At 62.0% G+C, this 22,322-nt stretch carries 17 protein-coding genes; 4 read left to right on the forward strand and 13 right to left on the reverse strand.

Annotated elements, in window-relative coordinates; genetic code table 11:
* Nucleotides 1-262 precede the first annotated feature (262 nt).
* Together AC07W0_RS11715 and groL are read right to left on the reverse strand one after the other, a co-directional pair.
* The gene (locus AC07W0_RS11715) at nt 263-823 is read right to left on the reverse strand and encodes a nitroreductase family protein (protein ID WP_046484235.1); all 561 of its coding nucleotides are present in this window, start codon (nt 821-823) and stop codon (nt 263-265) included.
* A 54-nt stretch (nt 824-877) separates the two neighbouring features.
* Complete coding sequence (gene groL / locus AC07W0_RS11720; protein WP_046484233.1) at nt 878-2,497, reverse strand: chaperonin GroEL; 1,620 nt, start codon at nt 2,495-2,497, stop codon at nt 878-880.
* Nucleotides 2,498-2,750: 253 nt separating this feature from the next.
* On the opposite strand from groL, the gene AC07W0_RS11725 reads away from it, so the two are divergent.
* Entirely contained in the window at nt 2,751-3,248 is a 498-nt protein-coding gene (locus AC07W0_RS11725) for a BCAM0308 family protein (RefSeq protein ID WP_017845773.1), read from the forward strand.
* A gap of 14 nt (nt 3,249-3,262) precedes the next feature.
* Here AC07W0_RS11725 and mgtA read toward each other — a convergent pair whose 3' ends face one another.
* Nucleotides 3,263-6,844 (reverse strand): magnesium-translocating P-type ATPase, encoded by a 3,582-nt coding sequence (gene mgtA, locus AC07W0_RS11730; protein ID WP_102617444.1) that lies wholly within the window; start codon nt 6,842-6,844, stop codon nt 3,263-3,265.
* Between the two features lie 197 nt (nt 6,845-7,041).
* On the opposite strand from mgtA, the gene AC07W0_RS11735 reads away from it, so the two are divergent.
* Nucleotides 7,042-7,611 carry a GNAT family N-acetyltransferase gene (locus tag AC07W0_RS11735; protein ID WP_102617445.1) on the forward strand — a complete coding sequence of 190 codons (570 nt, stop codon included), beginning with the start codon at nt 7,042-7,044 and terminating at the stop codon, nt 7,609-7,611.
* A 21-nt stretch (nt 7,612-7,632) separates the two neighbouring features.
* Here the strand turns inward: AC07W0_RS11735 and AC07W0_RS11740 are convergent, their stop codons facing one another.
* From AC07W0_RS11740 to AC07W0_RS11770, 7 genes are all read right to left on the reverse strand, one after another.
* On the reverse strand, nt 7,633-9,321 hold the full coding sequence (locus AC07W0_RS11740) for an HAD family hydrolase (protein ID WP_102617446.1): 1,689 nt from the start codon (nt 9,319-9,321) through the stop codon (nt 7,633-7,635).
* A 37-nt stretch (nt 9,322-9,358) separates the two neighbouring features.
* Nucleotides 9,359-10,084: a dienelactone hydrolase family protein gene (locus AC07W0_RS11745; RefSeq protein WP_046383389.1), complete on the reverse strand. Its 726-nt coding sequence runs from the start codon at nt 10,082-10,084 to the stop codon at nt 9,359-9,361.
* A gap of 296 nt (nt 10,085-10,380) precedes the next feature.
* Nucleotides 10,381-11,514, reverse strand: a complete 1,134-nt coding sequence (locus tag AC07W0_RS11750; RefSeq protein WP_102617447.1) for an NAD(P)H-hydrate epimerase — start codon at nt 11,512-11,514, stop codon at nt 10,381-10,383.
* 66 nt (nt 11,515-11,580) lie between these two features.
* Nucleotides 11,581-13,017 carry an NAD(P)(+) transhydrogenase (Re/Si-specific) subunit beta gene (locus tag AC07W0_RS11755; RefSeq protein WP_017845767.1) on the reverse strand — a complete coding sequence of 479 codons (1,437 nt, stop codon included), beginning with the start codon at nt 13,015-13,017 and terminating at the stop codon, nt 11,581-11,583.
* A 9-nt stretch (nt 13,018-13,026) separates the two neighbouring features.
* Nucleotides 13,027-13,368 carry an NAD(P) transhydrogenase subunit alpha part 2 gene (locus AC07W0_RS11760; RefSeq protein ID WP_017845766.1) on the reverse strand — a complete coding sequence of 114 codons (342 nt, stop codon included), beginning with the start codon at nt 13,366-13,368 and terminating at the stop codon, nt 13,027-13,029.
* Nucleotides 13,365-14,504 (reverse strand): NAD(P) transhydrogenase subunit alpha, encoded by a 1,140-nt coding sequence (locus tag AC07W0_RS11765; protein WP_102617448.1) that lies wholly within the window; start codon nt 14,502-14,504, stop codon nt 13,365-13,367. The genes AC07W0_RS11760 and AC07W0_RS11765 overlap by 4 nt, the downstream gene beginning before the upstream one ends.
* Nucleotides 14,505-14,567: 63 nt before the next feature.
* On the reverse strand, nt 14,568-15,950 hold the full coding sequence (locus AC07W0_RS11770) for an NAD-dependent succinate-semialdehyde dehydrogenase (protein ID WP_102617449.1): 1,383 nt from the start codon (nt 15,948-15,950) through the stop codon (nt 14,568-14,570).
* 399 nt (nt 15,951-16,349) lie between these two features.
* On the opposite strand from AC07W0_RS11770, the gene AC07W0_RS11775 reads away from it, so the two are divergent.
* Nucleotides 16,350-18,194, forward strand: coding sequence for a response regulator (locus AC07W0_RS11775; protein WP_102617450.1), 1,845 nt, complete (start codon nt 16,350-16,352; stop codon nt 18,192-18,194).
* Nucleotides 18,195-18,204: 10 nt separating this feature from the next.
* Here the strand turns inward: AC07W0_RS11775 and AC07W0_RS11780 are convergent, their stop codons facing one another.
* From AC07W0_RS11780 to AC07W0_RS11790, 3 genes are all read right to left on the reverse strand, one after another.
* The gene (locus AC07W0_RS11780) at nt 18,205-18,885 is read right to left on the reverse strand and encodes a BON domain-containing protein (protein WP_017845762.1); all 681 of its coding nucleotides are present in this window, start codon (nt 18,883-18,885) and stop codon (nt 18,205-18,207) included.
* 127 nt (nt 18,886-19,012) lie between these two features.
* Nucleotides 19,013-20,395 carry an MBL fold metallo-hydrolase RNA specificity domain-containing protein gene (locus AC07W0_RS11785; RefSeq protein WP_046383383.1) on the reverse strand — a complete coding sequence of 461 codons (1,383 nt, stop codon included), beginning with the start codon at nt 20,393-20,395 and terminating at the stop codon, nt 19,013-19,015.
* Nucleotides 20,396-20,430: 35 nt separating this feature from the next.
* Nucleotides 20,431-21,351: a universal stress protein gene (locus AC07W0_RS11790; protein WP_102617451.1), complete on the reverse strand. Its 921-nt coding sequence runs from the start codon at nt 21,349-21,351 to the stop codon at nt 20,431-20,433.
* Nucleotides 21,352-21,634: 283 nt separating this feature from the next.
* Between AC07W0_RS11790 and AC07W0_RS11795 the strand changes: the two genes are divergently transcribed.
* Nucleotides 21,635-22,282 (forward strand): BON domain-containing protein, encoded by a 648-nt coding sequence (locus AC07W0_RS11795; protein WP_017845759.1) that lies wholly within the window; start codon nt 21,635-21,637, stop codon nt 22,280-22,282.
* Nucleotides 22,283-22,322: the final 40 nt, after the last annotated feature.

A 22,322-nucleotide genomic window follows, 5' to 3' on the forward strand; every position in this document is an offset into this window, starting at 1 on the left:
CCCCTGGCCCTAACCCTAGGCCTAGACCTGACCCTGGCCCTGGCATCGCGGGGTTGGCAAATGCGCCGGTGGACGGTAACAGCAGAACACTTGCCGCGATCAGCAAGCACTGGCCAAGCAAGCGTGGCTTGTTCATTTCAGCTCATCTCAATGTCGTGGGTTCAATCCGAGCATAGGAGCCCGCCTGGCGGGCGATCTGATCCACGTCAGAAAACCGAGACACCGGTCAACCGCTGGATCAACGGTAGCCCTGCCTGGGGCATCAGCCTATCCAATGGATCTCTGGGGTCTTATGCACGATGGGCGCGGGCACAGACTTCGGGTGCCCCACGATAATCGGTGCCACGGGTATCCACTCGGCGGGCAGGCCGAGCGCCTGCTTACCCTGCGGCGTATTCAGAAAGCCCTGGGCGAAACCGATCCAGCACGTCCCGAGCCCCTCGGCATACGCCGCGAGCATCAGGTTCTCGGCCGCCAGGGCACAGTCTTCGACAATGCACTGATTGGGCCCGTTGCCCGAGATCAGCACCAGGACCGGCGCGTGGTAGAAAATCTGAAAACTGTCCTCGCTGAGCAACGCTTGGAAGTGGCTGGAGTGCGTTCCGGCGGGCGTGGTGGCGAGCATCCAGGCCCTGGCTTCGCGGGAAACCCGCTCCAGCAGCGCCTGGTCGCGGATCACCGTGAACGTCCACGGTTGTTGGTTCATCGCGCTGGGCGCCTGGGCGGCGGCATCGATCAAGCGACAAATGAGTTTTTCATCGAGCGGTTCTGGCGTGTAGTCACGTGTCGAGCGCCGGCCGGCGATTGCCTTGGTTACGTTCATGGGTGCATGCCTCCATCAGGGCGATTCAAATCGAAGCAAGGCGCGAGCAGGCGCTCAACCTTCAGGGAACGACGGTTGGGCTGGCGGTTCTTTTTCTGGGATATCGGTAATGGTCGCTTCGGTCAGCAGCAGGATACTGGCCACGGAAACCGCATTTTCCAGGGCAATACGCACGACTTTGGTCGGATCGATGATGCCGGCTTCGTACATGTCGACATAAGTATTGGCGGACGCATCAAAGCCAATGTTGCCCGGCTCCGCCAGCATGCGCGCAACGACCACGCCGGCGTCCACCGCCGAGTTTTCCGCAATGCGCCGCGCCGGTGCTTCCAGTGCCCGGCGCAGTATCTGCAGGCCGGTGCGGACATCGCCCTCCTGCCGGGCTTCCTCGGCGGCGATCAGCGGCACCGCTTTGAGCAGCGCGAGGCCGCCGCCGGGGACAATCCCTTCGGTGATCGCCGCGCGGGTCGCCGAGATCGCGTCATCCAGGGCGTCCTTGCGCGCTTTCATTTCGGCTTCGGACGGCGCGCCGACCCGGATCACCGCGACGCCGCCGGACAGCCTGGCCAGCCGCTCCTGCAGCTTTTCACGGTCGTAATCGCTGGTGGTAGCCGCCATTTGCCCGCGGATCTGCTGCAGGCGTGCGTCGATCGCGGCGCGTGTACCGGCGCCGCCGATCAGCGAAGTGCTGTCCTTCGACACCACCACTCGATGGGCCCGCCCCAACTGCTGCAGGTCGACCTGTTCGAGGCTGATCCCCAGTTCGTTGGAGACCACCGTGGCGCCGGTCAATACGGCCATGTCCTGCAGCATGTCCTTGCGCCGGTCGCCAAAGCCCGGGGCCTTGATCGCCACAGCCTTGAGCACGCCGCGGATGTGGTTGACCACCAGCGTGGTCAACGCTTCGCCTTCGATGTCATCTGCGATCAACACCAGGGGCTGACCGCTTTTGGCGACCTGTTCCAACAACGGCAGCAAGTCTTTGAGTACGCCGATCTTGTGGTCACAGAGCAGCAGGCAGGCATCGTCGAGTTCGACCTGCATTTTCTCGGTGTCGGTGACGAAATAAGGTGAGACATAACCCCGGTCAAAGCGCATGCCCTCCATGACCTCGACCACCGTTTCGGTGGTCTTGGACTCTTCGACGCTGACCACGCCTTCAACGCCGACCTTCTCCAGCGCGTCGGCCACCAGTTGACCGATGACCGCGTCGTTATGCGCCGACAGCGTCGCCACCTGGGCTTTTTCCTTGGGAGTGCTGACGGGACGGGACTGCGCCGCCAGCGACTCGACGACCAGCTGCAGGCCCCGATCCAGGCCGCGCTTGAGATCGATCGCGCTGGCCCCCGCGACCACGTTGCGGATGCCATCGGCCAGGATCGCATGGGCCAGCACCGTTGACGTACTGGTCCCGTCGCCGACCGCGTCACCCGTGCGTTCCGCGGCCTGGCGCAGCATTTGCGCGCCGAGGTTCTCCTCGGGGTCCTGCAGGTCAATGCGTTTGGCAATCGTGACGCCATCGTTGCAGACCGTCGGGTTGCCCCACTTGTTCTGCATCAACACCGACTTGGACTTCGGCCCCAGCGTCACGCGCACCGCGTCCGCCAATTGGGTGGCGCCGCTGAGGATCTTCTCGCGGGCAGCCGCGCGAAACACGATTTTACTGTGAGCCATCAGGGTGCTCTCCTCTCACGTCGACGGAACTTGCATGCTTCTCTGAAGTGCCTGCGGCGAGGTTGACTTTTATCAACAAACTCACACCCCTTGCCGACGCCAGCCGCGACGCTTGCACCGGCGGTCGCCGGGCGCTCTGCGAGTTGACAAAAATCAACCCGCTCGGGCGGAAACAGCGTCCAAATCAACCTGTGAAATCCACCCGATCGTCAACACGTGGGTTTGCCCCTCTCGATGCGTCAGGAGAAACACCATGGACAAGTATCAGCAGAGTCAGAAAAACAAGCTGTTCAAAACGCCGCCCCATGATCCCTATTGCTTGCCGCGGGTTGAAGGTTCGGCGGTGTGCCCGCAGTGCGACGCGGTGTATCAGGCCGGGAACTGGACCTGGAACCGACCTGAAAACGCGGTGGTGCATGACGCGCAAACCGTCACCTGCCCGGCCTGCCGCCGCATCGCGGACAACATGCCGGCCGGCACCCTGATGCTATCGGGCGGCTTCTTGCAAAAGCACCATGATGAAATCATCCACCTGATCGAAAACACCGAAAAAACCGAAATGGCCGAGCATGCGCTGGAGCGCATCATGCGCGTGACGGAGGTGGCGGACGACCTGATGGTGACCACCACCGGTATTCATCTGGCCAATCGCCTGGCGCATGCACTGGAAGGCGCATTCAAAGGCAAGGCGCAGTACCGCTACGGTGATAGTCAATACGGCGTGAACGTCACGTGGGCACGTAACGAGTAACCCCTCACGCCCCGCTACGGCGCAGCGCGAGCGCGGCTCAACCGCTGGCGACGGTAAAAGAGCCGCTTGACCCATTCCGCCGCGCCCATGTAGGCCAGGCTGATTGCCAGCACTGTCAGCAGGATCGGCAGTGGCAAGGGCACCAGGCCGAACCAGGACGCGATCGGGCTGTAAGGTAGCCCGACGGCCAGCAGGCCGATGGCCGCGGCGCTGAGCAACAGCAGTGTGGCCGGGCGGCTTTGGTAGAACGGGCGGTAGGTTCGCACGATGAAGATTGTCAGCAGTTGGGTCAGCAGCGATTCGACGAACCAGCCGCTGCGAAACACTTCCGGGCCCTTTTCCGCCAGCAGGTACAGGGCCGCGAACGTGAGCACATCGAACAGCGAACTGACCAGCCCGAACACCACCATGAAGTTGCGGATTTCCCTGATGTTCCAGCGGTGCGGGGTGTTTTCCCATTCGCGGTCGACGTTGTCGCTGGCGATCCCCATGGAGGGGATATCGGACAGGAAGTTGTTGAGCAGTATCTGCTTGGCCAGCATCGGCAGGAACGGCAATACCAACGACGCCAGGGCCATGCTGATCATGTTGCCGAAATTGGCGCTGGAGACGATGGAAATGTACTTCAAGGTATTGGCAAAGGTATGCCGGCCCTCTTCGATGCCTTCGCGCAACACGTCGAGGTTGTGCTCCAGCAACACGAAGTCCGCGGCCTGCTTGGCCACGTCGGCGGCGTTATCCACCGAGATCCCGATATCGGCGACTTGCAGCGCCGGGGCATCGTTGATGCCATCGCCCATATAGCCGACAACGTGCCCGGTCTTCTGCAGGGCGCGGATGATGCGTTCTTTCTGGTTGGGGTCGACCTCGGCAAAGAGCGTCGTCAGTGGCGCCAGGTGCATCAATGCTTCGTCTTTCATGGCCGCCAGCTCGGCGCCGGTGATGATGCGCTCCACGGGCAGGCCCACGGCCATGCCGACATGGCGGGCGACCAGATGGCTGTCGCCACTGATGATCTTGACTTGCACACCCAGGCGCTCGAGGTTGGCGAGAGTGTCTTTCACCCCCGGCTCCGGCGGGTCGAAGAACAATAGAAAACCGCGGAAGGTCATGGCCTTTTCTTCATCCCGGCCGTAGTGCGGCTGGTCCGGCAAGACCCGCGTGGCCAGGCCCAAAACCCTGAAGCCCTGCTCGCTCCAGTCGGCGAAACGCTGCGCGATGGCGGCCCGCTCGGTGTCGCTCAGCGCCAGCAACTGTTCGCCGCGGCGCACCTGTGTGCAAACCTCGAGCACATTGTCCAGCGCCCCCTTGGTCACCATCAGCCGGGCGGCCTCAGGCGCATTCGCGACCACCACGCTCAGGCGCTTGCGCACGAAGTCATACGGCACTTCATCGAGCTTGCTCGCGCCGGGGCATGGCGCCAGGGTTTTGCCGGCCAGGGTGATCGCATCGTCCATGGCGTTGCGCATGCCGGTCTGCAGGCTGGAGTTGAACACTGCCAGTTGCAGGATCGTGGCATCGGCATTGCCCGCCAGATCCATGGCGCCGTCCAGCACCACGACACCGCGGGTCAGCGTACCGGTCTTGTCGGTACACAGGATGTCCATCGCCCCGAGGTTTTCAATCGCATTGAGGTGACGCACGATGACCCCTTTGGCGGCCATGCGTTGCGCGCCTTTGGCCAGCGTGATGCTCAGGATCGCCGGCAACAGTTCCGGCGACAGCCCGATGGACAACGCGATGGCAAACAACAGGGTGTCGAGCGCAGGACGATGCAGCAGGATATTGATGCCGAACACCACGATCGTGATCACCAGCATCACCCGCAACAGCAAGCTGCCGAAGCGACGCAGGCCGCGCTCGAACTCCGTCTCGGGCGGGCGCAGCGTCAGGGTCTTGGCAATGCGCCCGATCTCACTGTCCGAGGCGTAGCGCGTGACCAGCACCTCGGCGGTGCCGCTGCGCACCGAGGTGCCCATGAACACGCAATTATGCCGCTGTCCGAGCGTGGCATCGGCGGCGCAGTCGCCCGGCAATTTTTCCACCGGGAAGGTTTCGCCGGTCAGCAGGCCTTCACCGATGAAGCAATCGAGCGCCTGCAGGATCCGACCGTCGGCCGCGATCAGGCTGCCGGCGCTGAGTATCAGGATATCCCCCGGCACCACCTCGCTGGCGGCGATGTCCACGGCCTTGCCGTCGCGCCGTACCGTGGCGCGCAGCGCGATCTTGCTGCGCAGTTGCTCCACCGCCGTACTGGCGCGATTTTCATACCAGGCGCTGAGAACCGCGCTGATCAGCACGATGCAGCCGACAATCGCCGCATCTAGCCAATCCCCCACCACCACGGCGACCAGCGCGCCCACGATCAGGATCAGCACCAAGGGCGTCCGCATTTGCTCCAGCACCAACCGGGCCAGGCCGCGCGGTCGGTCTTTGGGCGTGGCCGGCGCGCTGCGCACCCGCGCGTTGGCGTCGGCCTCGCTCAAGCCCTGCGGCGTGCTGTGCAGGCTGCTGAACACCTGGCTGACTGGCGGGCTCCAATAATCGCCGGTTGCCACGCGGGCGGGCGGCTTGACGTTGGATCGCCATTCACGATGGGCCAACCAGAGGCCGGGCAGCATCGGCAACCAGAACGTCAGCCCGCGGAATAACAACGTGGCGGAAAGCGCCACCGCAATGTTCACCCCCACCCAATGCAGCGTGACGACCGCCGCCGCTTCGAAGGCGCCGAGCCCGCCCGGCACAATGCCGATACTGCGCAGCACGCTGGCCAGCATAAAACCGGCAAACAGCCCCAACGGCGGCGCGGACACACCCAGCGCGCGCACCAGCACCCACAATGTGGCGCTGTCGAGCACAATGATCACCAATTCCAGCAAGGTAATCCGCCAGAGTAACCCTTGGCTGCGCACCAGTTGCTTGTCGGCCCCGGTGAGCAATGACGCGATTCTGGCGACAATCGGAAAATGTCGCCCCGGCAAATGCTCGACCAGGCGCCGATTGCCGGCCAGCCTTGGCGTGACCACTGCCAGCAACAGGCTGACGGCAACGAACACCAGGCACGCCGTCACCACCGCAGGCGTGGCATGGCCCTGGAAGATCACCACCGGTAACGCCACGCCGACCGACACCGCATAGGCCAGGAAATACCCGGACAAATCCAGCACCAGGCTCGCCAGCACCAGCGGTTTTGCGAACCCGAGGCGGACGAAGGAGGCCACGACCGCAAAGGCGCCGCTGATGCCGGAGGACGGCAGGGCCTGATCGACAAACAGCTTCATCACGCTGAGTTTGCCTGCCTCCCAGAGTGAAAGCGGCTGCGTCCCGGCCCTGAGCACCACCCGAAAGACCTGCCCTTGCGCCATATACGTCAAGACTTGCAACGCCAGGGCGCCGACCAGCCACAGCGGCTCTGCCTGGGTCAGCAAGCGTGTGAAGGATTCGACGTCGGTGAATTGCAGCGCCACGCCGACCACTGTCGCAAACATCGCGGCGCCGAGCAGCCACGTCAGCCACAGCGCGGAACGGCTGTAATGCTGTTCCTCTTCAGGTACAGCCGGATCGATGAAACCAGCAGTGGGCGGTTTGACAGGCATGCCGTGCCCCTGAGCGAATCAGCAGAGAGTCCGATTCTGGCGCGGTCTGGGCGGGGCCGTTTGATCCAGGTCAACCTGCCCCTGGACGATCGGTTAGTCCGCATCACGCTTTCTGACCTTGATCAATACGCCTGCTGCGCATACCCCTCAGTGTGAACAAGGCCGTTCTTCGACCCCACTGTGCGCTGGAGCCCCCCATGCTAGCTAATCAACACACTGCGGCTCTGATTGCCGAGATGGATAAAGCCTCGCCCGCCGAGCATTGGCTGGAAAAACTGCACGACGGAACGCATGTGCTTATCCGTCCGTTGTCGACGCACGATCACCTGGGCCTGCTGCATTTTTTCCAGCGGTTGTCGCCGCTGTCACTGCGCTTCCGGTTTTTGGGCGCGGTGCCCCATGTCGATGCGAGCGCAATCGATACACTGCTGAGCGAGTCGGCGCAGATCAGCCGCGGCTACCTGGCCTTGATCCACCATGACGGCGAGTTGCAGGTAATCGGTGTCAGCCGCTACCGGCGTGCCACCGATCAGGACGAACAGTGCGACTGCGCGGTCGCCGTCGCCGACCCGTGGCTGCGCAAGGGCCTGGGCCGTTTATTGCTGGGGCATCTGATCGATGCCGCCAGGCGTGAGGGGTTTCACAAAATGTGCTCGACGGACCTGTCGACCGATTACCCGATTCATGGCTTGTACAAGCAATCGGGTTTTACCTCGGCCTATCTGGGCCGGGATTTTGATCGCATCGTTCACGAGCTGGAACTGTAGACGCGCACGCCGCCCGACCATTCACTGCGGTTCCAAGTGGTAGCGCGATTGCACCAGATGCGCGATCTGTTCCTGGGCATCCCGCAGCGGTACAGACGCATCGTTTTCAAGCAGACGGGTTTCGTTGGCCAGCACGTCGTCGCGGATCACCTCGCGAAACCAGTTGGAAAAGTCCCCGGCCTCGCGGTGTTGGCGGAACGCGGGATCGTCCAGGCGCGCAAGCGAAGACAAAAACTCCGCAAGGTTCGAGGCGCGCTGGTCAAGGCTGGGAAAGTAGAATGCATGCCAGGCGCCCACATCCCCGACCGCATACTTGCCGCTGTGGCGATGATGTTTCTGCTCGGGTTGCTGCTGCGCCATCAGCACCACGTCGCCGCCATGACGAATGTCCCACAGACAGAAATAGTCGGGCGCGGATGAGCGCGCCGGGAATTCGGGGCAGCGTCGCTGCGTATGCTGGGCGTAGCGTTGGACCAGTTCGCGGGCGGTGCTGCCCAGGGTCACCAGCACGTCTACCGCGTCCAGCAGCGACGGGCAGACCTGATCGAAGTTCAGGGCAACGATGATCGCCCCCATATTCGCCAGAAACCCCGGAGGCCACGCAGCGCAATGGGGCAGCATGTAGTGGGCCTCGTCCACGACCATCCAGTACGGGCGGCCGGTGCTGCTGCGTAGCTGCTGGATAAACGGCAGTAATTCGCCGAACAACTGCACGCGGGCGGCCGGGTCCAGAGCCAGGGTGCTAACCACCACGTTAAGCCGCGCCTGTAACAGGTGATGCAGCGACTCTTCGGTTGTCGGCGGAGTGGTCAGGCCACCGACCGTGACCGCACCGTCCAGCGACAGATAGTCGCCTTCCGGATCAATGATGCAGAAGCCCTGGTGGGCCTCGACCATGCGTTCTGTCAGCCAGGTCACGTAGCTCGACTTGCCGGAGCCTGAATTGCCGATTACCAGCAGCACCGATTCCGGCGGCAACCACACCTTGCGTGCATCGGCGGTTCGCCCCAGTTGCACGCCGATACGCTCGACCGGCACCAGCGCGGCGTCCTTTTGCAGCAGCATGTCTATCAGCTCGCAGACCCCGCGCCCGTGATCCTGGCTCAGGCAGATGTCCGCGCGGGCCTTGATTGAGTCGATCGCGTTGTTCACCGCCGCCGCACAACCGCAGATCGCGAGAAACGCGTGGTCATTTTCGGCGTCGCCCACGCCGACCACATTCAGTTCGCAGATGCCCAGCCTCAGCAACGCGGCACTCAGCCCCGAGGCCTTGTTCACCCCCGTCGGCAGCACCATGATCGCATCCTTGTTGAACGTCATCTGCAGCTCCAGGCCCAGCTCGCGAATCGAGCTGATCACCGCGTCCTCGAACGGATGCCAGGTGGCGATGACGGACCTACCGACGGACAAGGATGAAACCCCTTTGTCGCGCAGGCGCTCGACCAGTTCGGTGGAGGCCGAATCGGCGATGAGTTCCTCGGTGTCAGTGCGCGGGTCGTACAGGAGCGCGCCATTCTCCACGACCACCAGGTCAAACAGATCGAGCTGGGTAAAATGATGCTTGAGCGCCTGCAACTCCCTGCCGGTAATCAACAGCAACTTGCGACCGCTGGCCTTGAGGCTGGCAAGCGCTGTACAGACGTGTGCGGGAACATTGCCGTGTTCGGCAATGGTTCCGTCATAGTCGACCGCCAAGGCTAAGAAATGCATGTTCGCTCCATGACGGGTTGGGTTGTACAGGCCCGCGCTAAGAAGATGAAACCTTGCCATTGATTCCGGGCAGCGGCTCGCTGGGCAAAGGTTCCTTGTGCAGGTACTTTTCGAACCAATCGCCGGTCAGCCTGGCTACGTCCGCCAGGGTGCCCGGCTCTTTGAAAAGGTGCGTCGCGCCTTTGACGACCTCCAGGCTTTGCGTGCAGTGCAACGCCCGACTGGTCCGCACATTCAAGCGCAGGATCATCGGGTCTTCCGCGCCCACCACTTGCAACGTCGGCGCTTTGACCTCGCACAACGCCTGGGCGGCCAGATCGGTGCGCCCGCCTCGACAGACCACCGCCCGCACTCCGCCCACGTGAGCCGCGGCGACCAGCACGGCGGCGGCGCCCGTACTGGCACCGAACAAGCCCATGGCAAGACGGCGTAATTCAGCGTCTCGGGCGATTGCGTCGATGACCTTGACCAGTCGATCGGCGAGCAATGCAATATCGAAACGCAGCACACCGGTCAGGTTATCCCAGCGCTGCTCTGTCCTTGTCAGCAGGTCGATCACCAAGGTGCCCATCCCGTGGCGCGCCAGGTACTCCGCGATAAAATGGTTACGCGGGTTCGAATGACCGCCGCCACTGGCATGGACGAGAACGACCAGGCTTTCGGCGCCTCGCGGCAATCGCAGATCACCGGCCAATTCATAGCCGGCAAAGTTAAACTTTTTGTATTGGAGCTCAGATACTGCAACACCGCAGTGAGAGGCCATTAGTTGAATACCTTCGTATATAACCTTTTCGAGGGGCAAGGTACTTCAAGAGTGGCTTCATCTTTCTTTTTGATTGTTCGTCAGGTCGATGGATTGGGCACGAGCGCCTATCAGGTTAAAACCGAAAAAAGCCCGGCCTGCTCTGTTGGATACACGACGATGACCTGAAGCCTCTGGGGGGTAAACTGCGCTTTTCCGGCAAAGCGTACTTGATAAATATCAAACGCACGGCCATCCACGTTTCAAATCGGACATTTGACGTGCAATACACCACTCGCCGACATGTCCACGGACAATCAGCCGTACAGTCGACGCAATAACCCAGGTAAAAGATTCGGCACTTCTTTGGCCAGTAACCCTGGGCCGAATTCGGCAGCGGCCACATCATGCAACCACACGCCCGCTGCCGCCGCCGGAAAGGCCGGCATGCCCTGGGTCCGCAGCCACCGAATAATGCCGTCCAAAAGCTCGCCGGTGGCGGCCGAGGGCACACTGCAATGGATCACGGCGCGGCCATCGGGGCAGGCAATCACCGTGTCACTGCCGCGATGCACAACCACAGCCGAGCCGTGCTGGGCAGCGGCTCGAGTGCGGGTCAGTTTGTCGCCGACGAAGTCGAACATCCGCCGAAATTCGCTCTCGTGAAGGGTCAGCACCTGCGTGGCATCCGCCGCAACGACCGGTGGGTGCCCCGCGACGGTATCGAGACCGGCTCGCGGTAAATCGGGCAGCCACAACCCAGGGTGATTCTCAAATGCCTGGGGGACGATGGCGTCGAGCACCGCTTCGGGCGTGCCAATATCGGCCACAATCACTTCGCCACACAGATCGCGCCCCGGTAACAGCAGATGCCCCGGCTTTTTGCGAAAAAACGTCACCGTCAGCACCGCCGCCACCGCGCCCAACGACTCACCGCTATCGCCCATCACTCCGCTGGGCGTGTCGACCGCGACAATCGGCACCGTGCCACGGCCAGCCGCAGCCAGGGTGTCCAACACCTGCCCCTCCAGCGCACGGGTGAGGCCGGCGCCGAACACCGCGTCGACAATCAGCTCGGCCCCTTCAAGCACCGCGGGGCTCAGGGCTTGAACCTCGCCCGGCCAGCGCTGTGCATGTTGCCCGGCTTCGCCTTTCAGCGCGGCGCGACTGCCCCACATCGCCACCCGCACCGGCCAGCCCGCTTGCGCAAGCCGGTACGCGCAGACAAAACCATCGCCGCCATTGTTGCCCGGCCCGCAGAGCACCAGCAGCGGCCGGGGTGTCCAGCGCCGCTGGATTTCGCGTGCCACCGCCGCGCCGGCATTGCTCATCAACTCGAAAGACGACACGCCGGCAACCACCGAAAGCCGGTCGGCTTCCGCCATCTGGCGCACCGTCAGCAAGGCCGCCTGGCGCGCGCCGTTATCGAGGTCGGGACTCAACGTGTTCATGCTTTTCACACTCTCGATCGCTACTGAAGTCACTCACCGCCTGCGCGGTGACGTCGCCCCGCTTGGTTACCCCAAGCCTCTGACCGCCTCGATCATCTTGACCAGGACGGCCTGTGCATCGCCGTACACCATGTTGCAGTTTTCCGCATAAAACAGCTGGTTCTGAATACCAGCATAGCCCTTGCCCTCCCCGCGCTTGACCACGTACACATGATGAGCCTTGTCCACATCCAGGATCGGCATGCCGTAGATGGGCGAGGCTTTGTCGCTGCGCGCGGCGGGGTTGACCACGTCGTTTGCTCCGATCACCAACACCACATCGGTGTCGGCGAAATCGGTGTTGATGTCGTCCAACTGGAAGATCAGGTCGTAAGGCACGCCGGCCTCTGCCAGTAGCACGTCCATTTGTCCCGGCATACGCCCCGCCACCGGGTGGACCGCGAATCGCACAAGCACGCCGTGGGCCTGTAACAACTTCACGAACTCATAGAGCTTTTGTTGGCCCTGCGCCACGGCCAGGCCATAGCCGGGCACGATGATGACTTTATTGGCGTACCGCATGGCGACGCCGGCATCACTGGCCGCCGTCGGCTTGAGCTCACCCACGATCGCCGCGCCTTTGCGCACGGGTTGGCCACCAAATCGGGCAAACAACACATGCGCGACCGTGCGATTCATGGCCTTGGCCATCAGCAATGTGAGCAGCACGCCCGCAGCGCCGACCAGCATGCCGGCGATCATCATGGCCGGAACCTGCAACACAAACCCTTCCAGGCCGACCGCCAGGCCGGTGAAGGCATTGTAGATGGAGATGACCACCGGCATGTCGGCACCGCCGATGGGCAATGTCATCAGCACACCGAACAACAGCGCGCAGCCGAAGAACACACCGATCAACCACAGCACGCCGTTCAACGAACCGTGTTCGGCGTGCATGACCACCATCAGCCAAGCGCCTACGCACAGCGTCACCAGCATCAGCAAGGCGTTGATCAGTTGCAGGCCTTTCATGTGCAGCGGCTTGTTGATGCGGCCATCCAACTTGGCCCAGGCAATCAACGAGCCGGATAACGAAATCGCACCGATCAACGCGCCAAACAAGGTGCCGGCCAATGCCGAAAGGTCGAACACTCGGCCCCCGAACAACTCCATGGCGGCGATCGCGGCGGCAGCGCCCCCGCCCATGCCGTTGTATATCGCGACCATCTGCGGCATGGCGGTCATGGCCGCCTTGCGCCCGCTCCACCACGCTGCGCCACCGCCCAGCAGCAGCGCGACGAGCGCCAGGCTGACGTTGACAGGCAAATGTGGCCGGGCCGCCTCACTCACCGAAAATACGTAGAGAAAACTCACGATAACGGCGGCCGCCATGCCCCAACCGGCGACATGAATGCCACCGGCCGCCGTGACCGGCGAAGACATGCGCCACAACCCGAAAATCAGTAGAAAAGCGGCGAAGAAATACACCAGCCCTATCAGCCACTGCGACGTCATAATCAGCATGATCAAACCTCAAACCTTTTCAGGCTTCCGGGTGGCAGAGTGATGAGCTTTGCGCCGCTTGGGTTCCGGCGCGCTGGTCTGGAACATCGCCAGCATCCGGCCCGTGACGGCGTACCCGCCCGCGGCATTCCCCGCGCCCAGCAACACCGCGACAAAACCAGCCGCCTGTTCGGCCACGCTCGCCGCATCGAGCAGGCCGATAAGCCCGCCGATCACCACGATGCCATGGATAAAATTCGAGCCCGACATCAACGGCGTGTGCAGAATCGCCGGGACCCGCCCGATGATGACCCAGCCGGCGAACGCGGCGAGCATGAAAATATAAAGCCCGACGAAGCCAACACTGTTCATGAGGTCTTCTCCTGGGTTGCGGCATCCGCCGGGTTCAGCGAATGCATGAGTTTGCCGGCGTGGGTGAGTACCGTTTGCGCCAGAATCTGATCGTCCCAGTCGATGCTGATGACGTTGTTCTTCAACATCAGCGCCAACAGATTGAACTGGTTTTTCGCATACAGCAGGCTGGCGTCCTGGCTCAAGGATGAGGGCAGATTCAACGGCGCCATCAGGGTTACCCGACCGATCATGACGGTCTGTCCGGGCACGCAGCCTTCGCAGTTGCCGCCGCCTTCGGCGCCAAGATCGACGATCACCGCGCCAGGCTTCATCCCGGCAAGCTGTGCGGCACTGATCAGGCGCGGGGACGGCCGCCCCGGCACAGCCGCCGTGGTAATGACCAGGTCCGCCTGTTGGATATGCTCCGTCAGCACTTGAGCGACTTGGGTTTTCTCTGCCTCACTCAGCTCCCGTGCATAGCCGCCCTTGCCTCGCGCATCGACCCCGACATCGACAAATTCGGCCCCCAGGGACCGCGCCTGTTCCGCAGTTTCCGGGCGCACGTCGTAGCCCTCCACCACCGCGCCCAGGCGATGGGCAGTCGCGATCGCCTCCAGCCCCGCCACGCCCAACCCCAGGACCAATACCCGCGCCGGCCCCACGATACCCGCCGCGGTGGTGACTTTTGGCAGGATGCGAGACATCTGCACCGAGCCCAGTTGGACCGCATAGTACCCAGACAACGCCGATTGACTGGACAGTGCATCCATCGACTGGGCCCGCGTGATGCGCGGCAGGCGCTCCATGGCAAAACACGTGATTTGGCGCTCCAGTAAGCGTTGCACCAAGGCCGGATTCTTCTGCGCATACACAAAACACAGGAGTACCGACCCGGGCTTCATCTTGCCTACGACTTCCAGCGAGGGCGCCTGCACCGCGAGCAGCACATCGGCCTCATGCAGCCACTGTCCGCCGCTGGACACGAACAGCACATCCGAATAAGCAGCGTCCGGCAAAAAACTCGCTTCACCCGCCCCCGCCTGCATATGAAGCCTTGCCCCCAGCGCACATAACTTCGCGCAGAGGCCAGGCACGAGGGCCACACGTCGTTCGTGCGGGTGGGTTTCTTTCAGCACAGCCACATTGACGTACATCGCGCGCTCCGTTGAAGGCACCCGCGCATGGCCGGGCACCCGGAATGTAAACAGGACAAGACTTCAGACCGGCGCCTGAGCCAACACGTAACGCACCAGTTTTTTATTCACGAACTGCTGGATACCCATGTCGCCCAGCTCGCGGCCATAGCCGGAGTCCTTGATGCCGCCAAAGGGCAACTCGGCATCGCTCCAACTGATGTTGTTGATGAACATCATCCCGGTCTCGACGCGACTTGCCACACTACGCCCCCTGTCCAGGTCACGTGTGAACACCGAGCCGCCAAGGCCAAAGTCGGAGTCGTTGGCCAGGGCAATCGCGGCGTCTTCGTCCTTGACGCGGAAAAACAGCGCCACCGGGCCGAAGAACTCATCCCGGAACGCCGGATTTTCAGGGGCGATGTCAGTGAGAATGGTCGGCGTCATAAAGGCGCCGGGGCGATCGATACGTGTGCCCCCGAGCAGAACCTTCGCACCGTGATCGGTCGCCGTGCGAACCTGCCCGAGCAACTGCACCAATGCCGCTTCCGAAGACAGCGGGCCCAGGGTCGTCGCTTCGTCCATGGGATCGCCGGGTTTCAGCGCCGCGAGCCCGGCCTGAAAGCCCTTCAGGAAGGCATCGGCGACCTTATCCACGACAATGAAGCGTTTTGCCGCGCAACAGGTCTGCCCGCAGTTGTACATCCGCCCCCAGATCGCCCATTTGACGGCCAGCTCCAGGTCGGCGTCTTCGAGCACAATGAACGCGTCGCTGCCGCCCAGCTCCATGGAAGACGGTTTCAGGTTCTGCCCGGCCCAGGCCGCCAGGCTGCGGCCCGCGGCGACACTGCCGGTCAGTGCAACCCCGCGAACACGCGGGTCATCGACCACCTGTCTGGACTGCTCATGGGAGATCGACAGGTTGGTATACAGCCCGGCAGGCGCGCCGGCTTCGAGCAGGATTTGCTCGAAGGCCATCGCGCATTGAGGCACGCAACCAGCATGCTTGATCACCAACACGTTGCCTGCCATCAAATGCGGACCGGCCACGCGAGCCAACTGATAGAACGGAAAGTTCCACGGTTCGACCCCGAAGATCACGCCGATGGGGCTGCTCTCCATGTGCGCCTCGCCTTGGCTCGGCTCCAGCGCTTGCGGGGCCAGGAAGCGTTCCGCGTTCTTGGCGTAGTACGCCATGATATCGGCGCTGAATTTGACTTCGCCTCGGGCCTCGTCGATGCGCTTGCCCATTTCCAGCGTGATCTTACGGGCCAGGGCATCGAAGCGCTGATGCATCAATTCACCGGCCTTCGCGATGATCGAGGCGCGCTGGGCATACGTTGTGTGTTTCCACGTCGCATAGCACTGTGCCGCAGCCGCCAGTTTGTGCTCCAGTTGCTCAGCCGTCAGCGTATCGAATTGTGCGAGCAACTCGCCGTTGTATGGATTGATCGTTGTATAAGCCATAACGGTTGCCTTCCCATGAGATTGAGTTAACCAACGTCAACCGGCTACCTTCAGCCGCCGTCCCCACGAACCGGCATTACGTTGGCCTGAATGCATTCAGCTGGCTAGCGTCGGAAACTACTTACGTCTGCCCCCTTGAGCCCGGGCCAGGGCCTGAAGAGCGGGCACTCTAACGGTGCCGTCGGCGCACTTCGTTGGCGCAAAGCGCGGTGATGTGAACCGAAAGGCGGCCTGAACAAGGCGCTCAGCGTGAACGGCCTGCTGGCTCGCGATCAACCGAGCGGTTTAGAACCGTCGGGGCTCGGTAAATACTTACATAGATCAATTAAGCAGCCTTACAAACTGCATAGGATTGCGCATCAGGCAATACGACTTTGCGTCTTGTCAGGAGGGGTAATCATGCAAGTCAAGCAATCCATGTCGGAAGAGGTGTTGCCACGTCAGGCATCAGGCCCGGCATCGGCCTACTGTCCCCTCCCCGCTGAACGGTTGGGCGGCATCGATCAGAAACTTCGCCAGACCGCGCAATTGGTTTCACTCATCGTCGGGCAGCTTGAGGCCTGTGAATTCGACCCCGCGACACCGGCGCGCAGGGTGCTTGAACAATTGGATGCCACGCTGGAGAAATTGTTGAGTCGATTCGGGCTCGACCAACCCGCCCCCACGACAGACTATGATCGCCACGCAGCGGTGGATTTCCCCATACAGGCCCTCTTCAAGGCATTGGCTCAAGACTTTTTGCCGTTGGCCGCCGCCCAGCGCCGCAACCTGCGGATCGTGCCGTGTTCGTCGTGGGTCAGGAGCCTTCCCGATTGCCTCAGGCAACTCTTGAGCGGTCTGCTTGCCAACATCATGGACAGTACCAGCACGCTGCGCCTGACACTGGGCTGCAGGCGCCACTCGGAGTGGCTGAGCATCGAGCTGTGGTTCGCGGGCTGCAAAAGCCGCGACGACGCCTTGCGTATCGTGTCGATGCCTGTCTATGAGGCTTCACTGCCGGGTGCCTGTGGCAAGCCTGCCCTTCGCTCGATAGCGGAACTCAGCGCGATGCTGGGTTTACAGCTACAGGTCAAAACCGCTGACGAACGCGCGACGCTGATCTCCATCAGCGCGCCGTTATCGCCATCAGTCGCTCAGCCCGGCGCGCGCAGACAACAGAACGCTCGAGCGCTGGGCATGGCTCGCACGTGCCTGCTGTTGATCGTGGAACCGGACGCCCTGCTAGGCGATATGCTCAGTTGCGGTTTGGGGGCGCTGGGCTATCGAACGGCAGCGGTGCGCGATAGCGTCGCCGCGTTGGAATGGATCGCGCGTTCGGGCATTCAACCGGACCTGATCTTGACCGAGCATGTGCTCGAGCGGTCCTCGGACGGCGTCCAACTGGTGCAAAAGATTCGCGATCAATTCAGTCGAGCCACACCCGCGGTCATATTGACCGCCGAGACGAAAAAGCAGGTTTCCCAGTCCGCCCTGACCGCCGACTGCATGCTCCTTCGCAAACCGGTGAGCCTGAACCTGCTGCGCGTCACCCTCGCCAGTGCATTGAGTACACACGCCGCAGTACACGCTGTTCACGCCATGCCCCCGTCGCGCCAACCCGTCATTTACGTGGTGGACGACGACGCCGCGCTGCGCAGCGACTTGCGCACGCTATTGGAGTCGGAAGGTTACCTGGTGCGCGACTACGGCACTGCCGAGCAGTTTCTCGACAGTTATACCGCTGACCAACCGGGCTGCCTGATCATTGATGCGCGCCGCTCGGGCATCAGCGGGCTTGAGACGGTGGCCCGTCTTAAAGCACAGGGCGACGAGTTGCCCGTTCTGATGATCAGTTGCAACAGCCGCGTTGCCGATGTCGTCGATGCGATGAAGGCTGGGGTATGCGACTTCATTGAAAAGCCGTTTCGTTATCAGCAGCTGTTAACCAGCGTGAAGACAGCGTTGGCCAGCCAAGTCGCAACCGAGAGTTCCCAGGTCCTTCGCAAGGCTGCGATTGACCATATCAGCCACCTCACCGCACGGCAGCGCCAGATCCTGGCGATGGTGCTGGACGGTCATCCGAGTAAAAACATCGCTGCCAACCTGGGGATCAGTCAACGGACAGTGGAAAAACACCGAGCGTCGATCATGAGCAGGACCGAAGCCAGGTCGATTCCCGAACTCGCCCGCATCGCCCTGGCGGCCGGCGAAAAAACACTCTCGGCGGCTGCCAATGACAAACGCAACGGGCTCATCAGCGGATGATCGCGGAAGGTTATGTCGAACCCGGCGATTCAAGGCCGCTGGGCGATACCATCAGATTGTCGACAACCTTCTGCACACCCGCAGTGCCCGATGCCGTCAACCGCGCCATATCCCGCTCCGGGAGCGATCCGACAACCCCCGAGAGCGTGACTTCCCCACCCTCCACACGCACGTCGATAGCGTGGGCGTCGATGATCGCCTTGCGGCGAAACGCTGATTCGATATCGGTCTTGATGGTTTGCGCAGAGGCATGGGCCTTGACGACGATATCGTTACTGATCCCCTTGATCCCTTGCAGATAACGCACCGCATAGCCGGCCGTCTGGCGCTGATGCTCAGAATCCACTTCTCCGCTGAGCACCAGCCAGCCATCGGTCACGCTGACTTTGACGCGGTGGTCCGCCAGCGAGGTATTCCATTGCAATGCGGAAACGGCGGCCGCGACGAGATCACTGTCGGTCCGCACATGACTGGAAGGCAGCACGACATCGATCTGGTTGAGCAGATCCACGACACCGGCGACATGTGCGACCGCCTGTTCCGCGTGCCAGCGTTCGGCGTGACTGGCGACATTGCCGGAAAGCGTGACGATGCCATCGGACACTTGAACCAAAATCTGATCGGCTTTGAGTGCCAGGTCCCAATTCAGTTCTTCGATCACCTGTTGCCTAAGCTTTTCATCGGTATTCATAAAAAAGCTCCAGAATTTTTCAAAAGTCTCAATCAGCCAAAGCGTATCCGGTTGCGATGTTTTTCAGCAGGTCGGAAAGTACCCATCCTTGGCGCGGGAGCGGTGATTCAGGCGCGTTTTTTTGGCGCTAGACCGGCAAAGGCTGCGCGACCGCCGGCAGTTCGACACTGTCCCGATACTCCGGCACCGACACCGACCAGCCCAGTTCCTGGCTGATGCGCCGCCGCAGCACGTCCGAGGCGTTCGGCTCGCCATGTACGACGTAGGTGTGTTTCGGCGCACGCTTGAAGCCGCGCAGCCACTGCATGATTTCATCGGCATCGGCGTGTGCGGACAGGGTTTGCATCGGCACCACCTCGGCGTTGATCGGCACGTCCTGGCCGTGGATACGCACCGACGGCACACCCGCGACAATCTGCGCGCCACGTGTGCCGCCGGCCTGAAAGCCTGGCACCAACAGGGTGTTGAGCGGGTTGGGCGCCAGCGCCTTGAGGTGGTGCAGCACCCGCCCACCGGTGGCCATGCCACTGGCGGCAATGATGATCGCGGGGGTGCGCTGCTGGTCCAGGTCAATCGACTGTTGCACGGAACACACAAAGTGCGTGCCATCGCACATACCCTGGCAGTCCTCCAGCGACAGCCGATGCTCAGAGCGAAAACGCTGGTACAGGCGGGTGACCTCGGTGGCCATCGGGCTATTGAGGTAGATCGGCAGGTCCGGGATCGCATGCTGTTGTTTGAGTCGATACAGGTGATACATCAGCAGTTGCGCGCGCCCCACCGCAAACGACGGCACCAGGGTGATGCCGCGCCGCAGCGCCGTGCGGTTGATCACGTCCGCCAGTTGCTGTTCGGGAGGCTCAGCGGGGTGTCGACGATCGCCGTAGGTGGATTCCACCAGCAGGTAATCGGTCTGCTCGATGGTTTCCGGGGCGAACATCAGGGGATCGTTTGGCCGCCCCAGGTCGCCGGAACACACCAGCGTGACGCCATCGGCGACGACTTCGACCGTCGCCGCGCCAAGAATATGCCCGGCGTCACGCAGCAGGATGGTCAAGCCCGGCGCGATCGCGACCCGGTGGTGCAGCTCGATCGGCCGCAGCAGCTTCAACGCACGCTCGGCGTCCTGTTCGGTATAGAGCGGCAGCGCCGGGTCGTGCTTGGAGAAACCATGCCGGTTGGCGAATTCGGCCTCTTCTTCCTGCAGGCGGCCACTGTCGCGCAGGAGGATTTTCGCCAGCTCGCAGGTGGCCGGCGTGGCATACACCGGCCCGCGATAGCCGTTGCGCACCAGAACCGGCAGGTAGCCGCTGTGGTCCAGGTGGGCGTGGGTCAACACGATGGCGTGCAGGTCTTGAACCGGCAGCTGGAACGTGTCCCAGTTGTGCAGGCGCAATTGCTTATAGCCCTGGAACAGGCCGCAATCGATCAGTACGTGCAGGTCGCGATGCTCCAGCAAGTACTTGCTGCCGGTGACCGTACCGGCCGCCCCGAGAAATGTCATACGCATGGCTATGTCCTTGAGGTCTCATGGGATCGGTGGTTTCAGTCAACCCAGGGTGATGGCTTGACGATCATCAAACTGCAGGAGGTGCGGTTCAGCACACTCTCGGCGGTGCTGCCGATCAGTCGGTCAAGCTTGTCGCGATAGACCGTGCCAAGCACCACCACGTCGAATGCATTGCGCCGGGCAAACAAGCTGATCACTTTGTGCGGAATGCCGGTCAGCACATGTTGGCGTTCCTGCTCGACCCCATAGCGTTCGGCGAGCACATCGAAGGCTTCCACCTGCGCGTCATTGACCGCCTCGCCCAAACTGCTATCCAGGCTTTGGGTCGGCACGCTCGTGGGGGTATCGCCCACCACCGACCAGTTGCTGACATTGAGCAGGTGCAGATGGGCATCGCACACATGCGCCAATGTCGAAGCCAGTTCGAGCACGCGCTCGTTCAGCCCGTATGTGAGTTCTTCGAGGTGCGACAGGTCAATGGCCGCGAGTACTTTCAACGGTTTGGGGTGCCTGGCGTCGGTGACCAGGTGCAGGCAGGCCGGACAATCGCGCAACAACAGCCAATCCAGGGGTTGATGGAAGGTCCGGTCAAGGGCCGAGACATGCTGGACGTCCTTGATCACCAGGTCGGCGTGAAAGTCGTTCACATACGCCAGCACGTGCGCCAGGTTGGGTTTGGCCCACACCACTTCACAGCTGACCGCCAGCCCCGCACGCCGTTGAACGCGCATTTGCTGCTCCAGCCAGTGGCGGTGGACCTGCAGGTAGCCTTCCCTGGCCTGGGCCATCGCGTCATGGTCAAACAGGCCGGCCACCTCCAGCGATGCGACATAATCAAACGCCACAATGTGCAACAACGCGCCGGTTGCAATGGCCAGTGCCTGGGCCCGGTCAAAGGCCGGGGTGCGTGTCATCTCCGAGGGTGCAATCAATAAAATACGTTTGAGTGGCAGCATTAGATACCTCGGCCTGGGCGCATGTAATCACCTGACTGCAACCCGACGTCCTAGCGAGTAGCGTGGTGCCCTGTTGTTGTGACTGAAAACCGTCGGTCAAGTATCTGGCGCCATGGGGCGTGCGCTCTGATCTTTGTCAACTAATGGCTGGCTTTCACACAATGAGTGAATCACTCAGGCCTTGTTGATATAGCTCAATGATTTTCCGTGGTTCGAGCGTAGAAACCAGTGACTGGCCACTCTCGGCCCGTCATCAGCCACGAATTCGATTGAGGACACCATCATGAGCGACTTGAGTTTGCGCAAAGCCATTATGGAAGAGCTTGAATTCCAACCGCAGATCGATGCAGCCAGCATCGGTGTTGCCGTGGAAAACGGCGTTGTCACGCTCACCGGACATGTCAGTAGCTATGAACAGAAGGTCTGCGCCGAGCGCGCGGTAAAAGGCATCAAAGGCGTGCGCGCAGTCGCCGAGGAGATCCAGGTGCGCCTGCACAAAGGCGCCGGTACCGCGGACGACACCATCGCCTCCCGCGCCCTGAGCATCATCAACTGGAGCGCCGACGTACCGGCGAATGCGGTTAAGGTCATCGTTCAGAACGGCTGGATCACCCTCGAAGGCCAAGTCGACTGGCAGTACCAGAAAGAAACCGTAGAGAAGGCGGTGCGCAAGCTGTCCGGCGTGCTTGGGGTGGATAATCGGCTGACCCTGAGCCCGCGGGTAGACATCGTCGATATCCGCAAACGCATCGAAGATGCGCTCAAACGCAATGCTGAAGTGGACGCCAAGGACATTCATGTCAGGGTCGACGGTGATGTGGTCCGGCTCGACGGCAAGGTTCACCTGTGGCGCGAGCGCAAGCTCGTAGAACGGGCGGCCTGGTCGGTGCCGGGCGTCACGCGGGTGGAAGATCACCTGCTGCTCGCCTGAGGTGATGCATGCTCCAGTGCGCCGACTGGGGCATCCAACG

The sequence above is a fragment of the Pseudomonas sp. GW704-F2 genome (assembly GCF_059423025.1).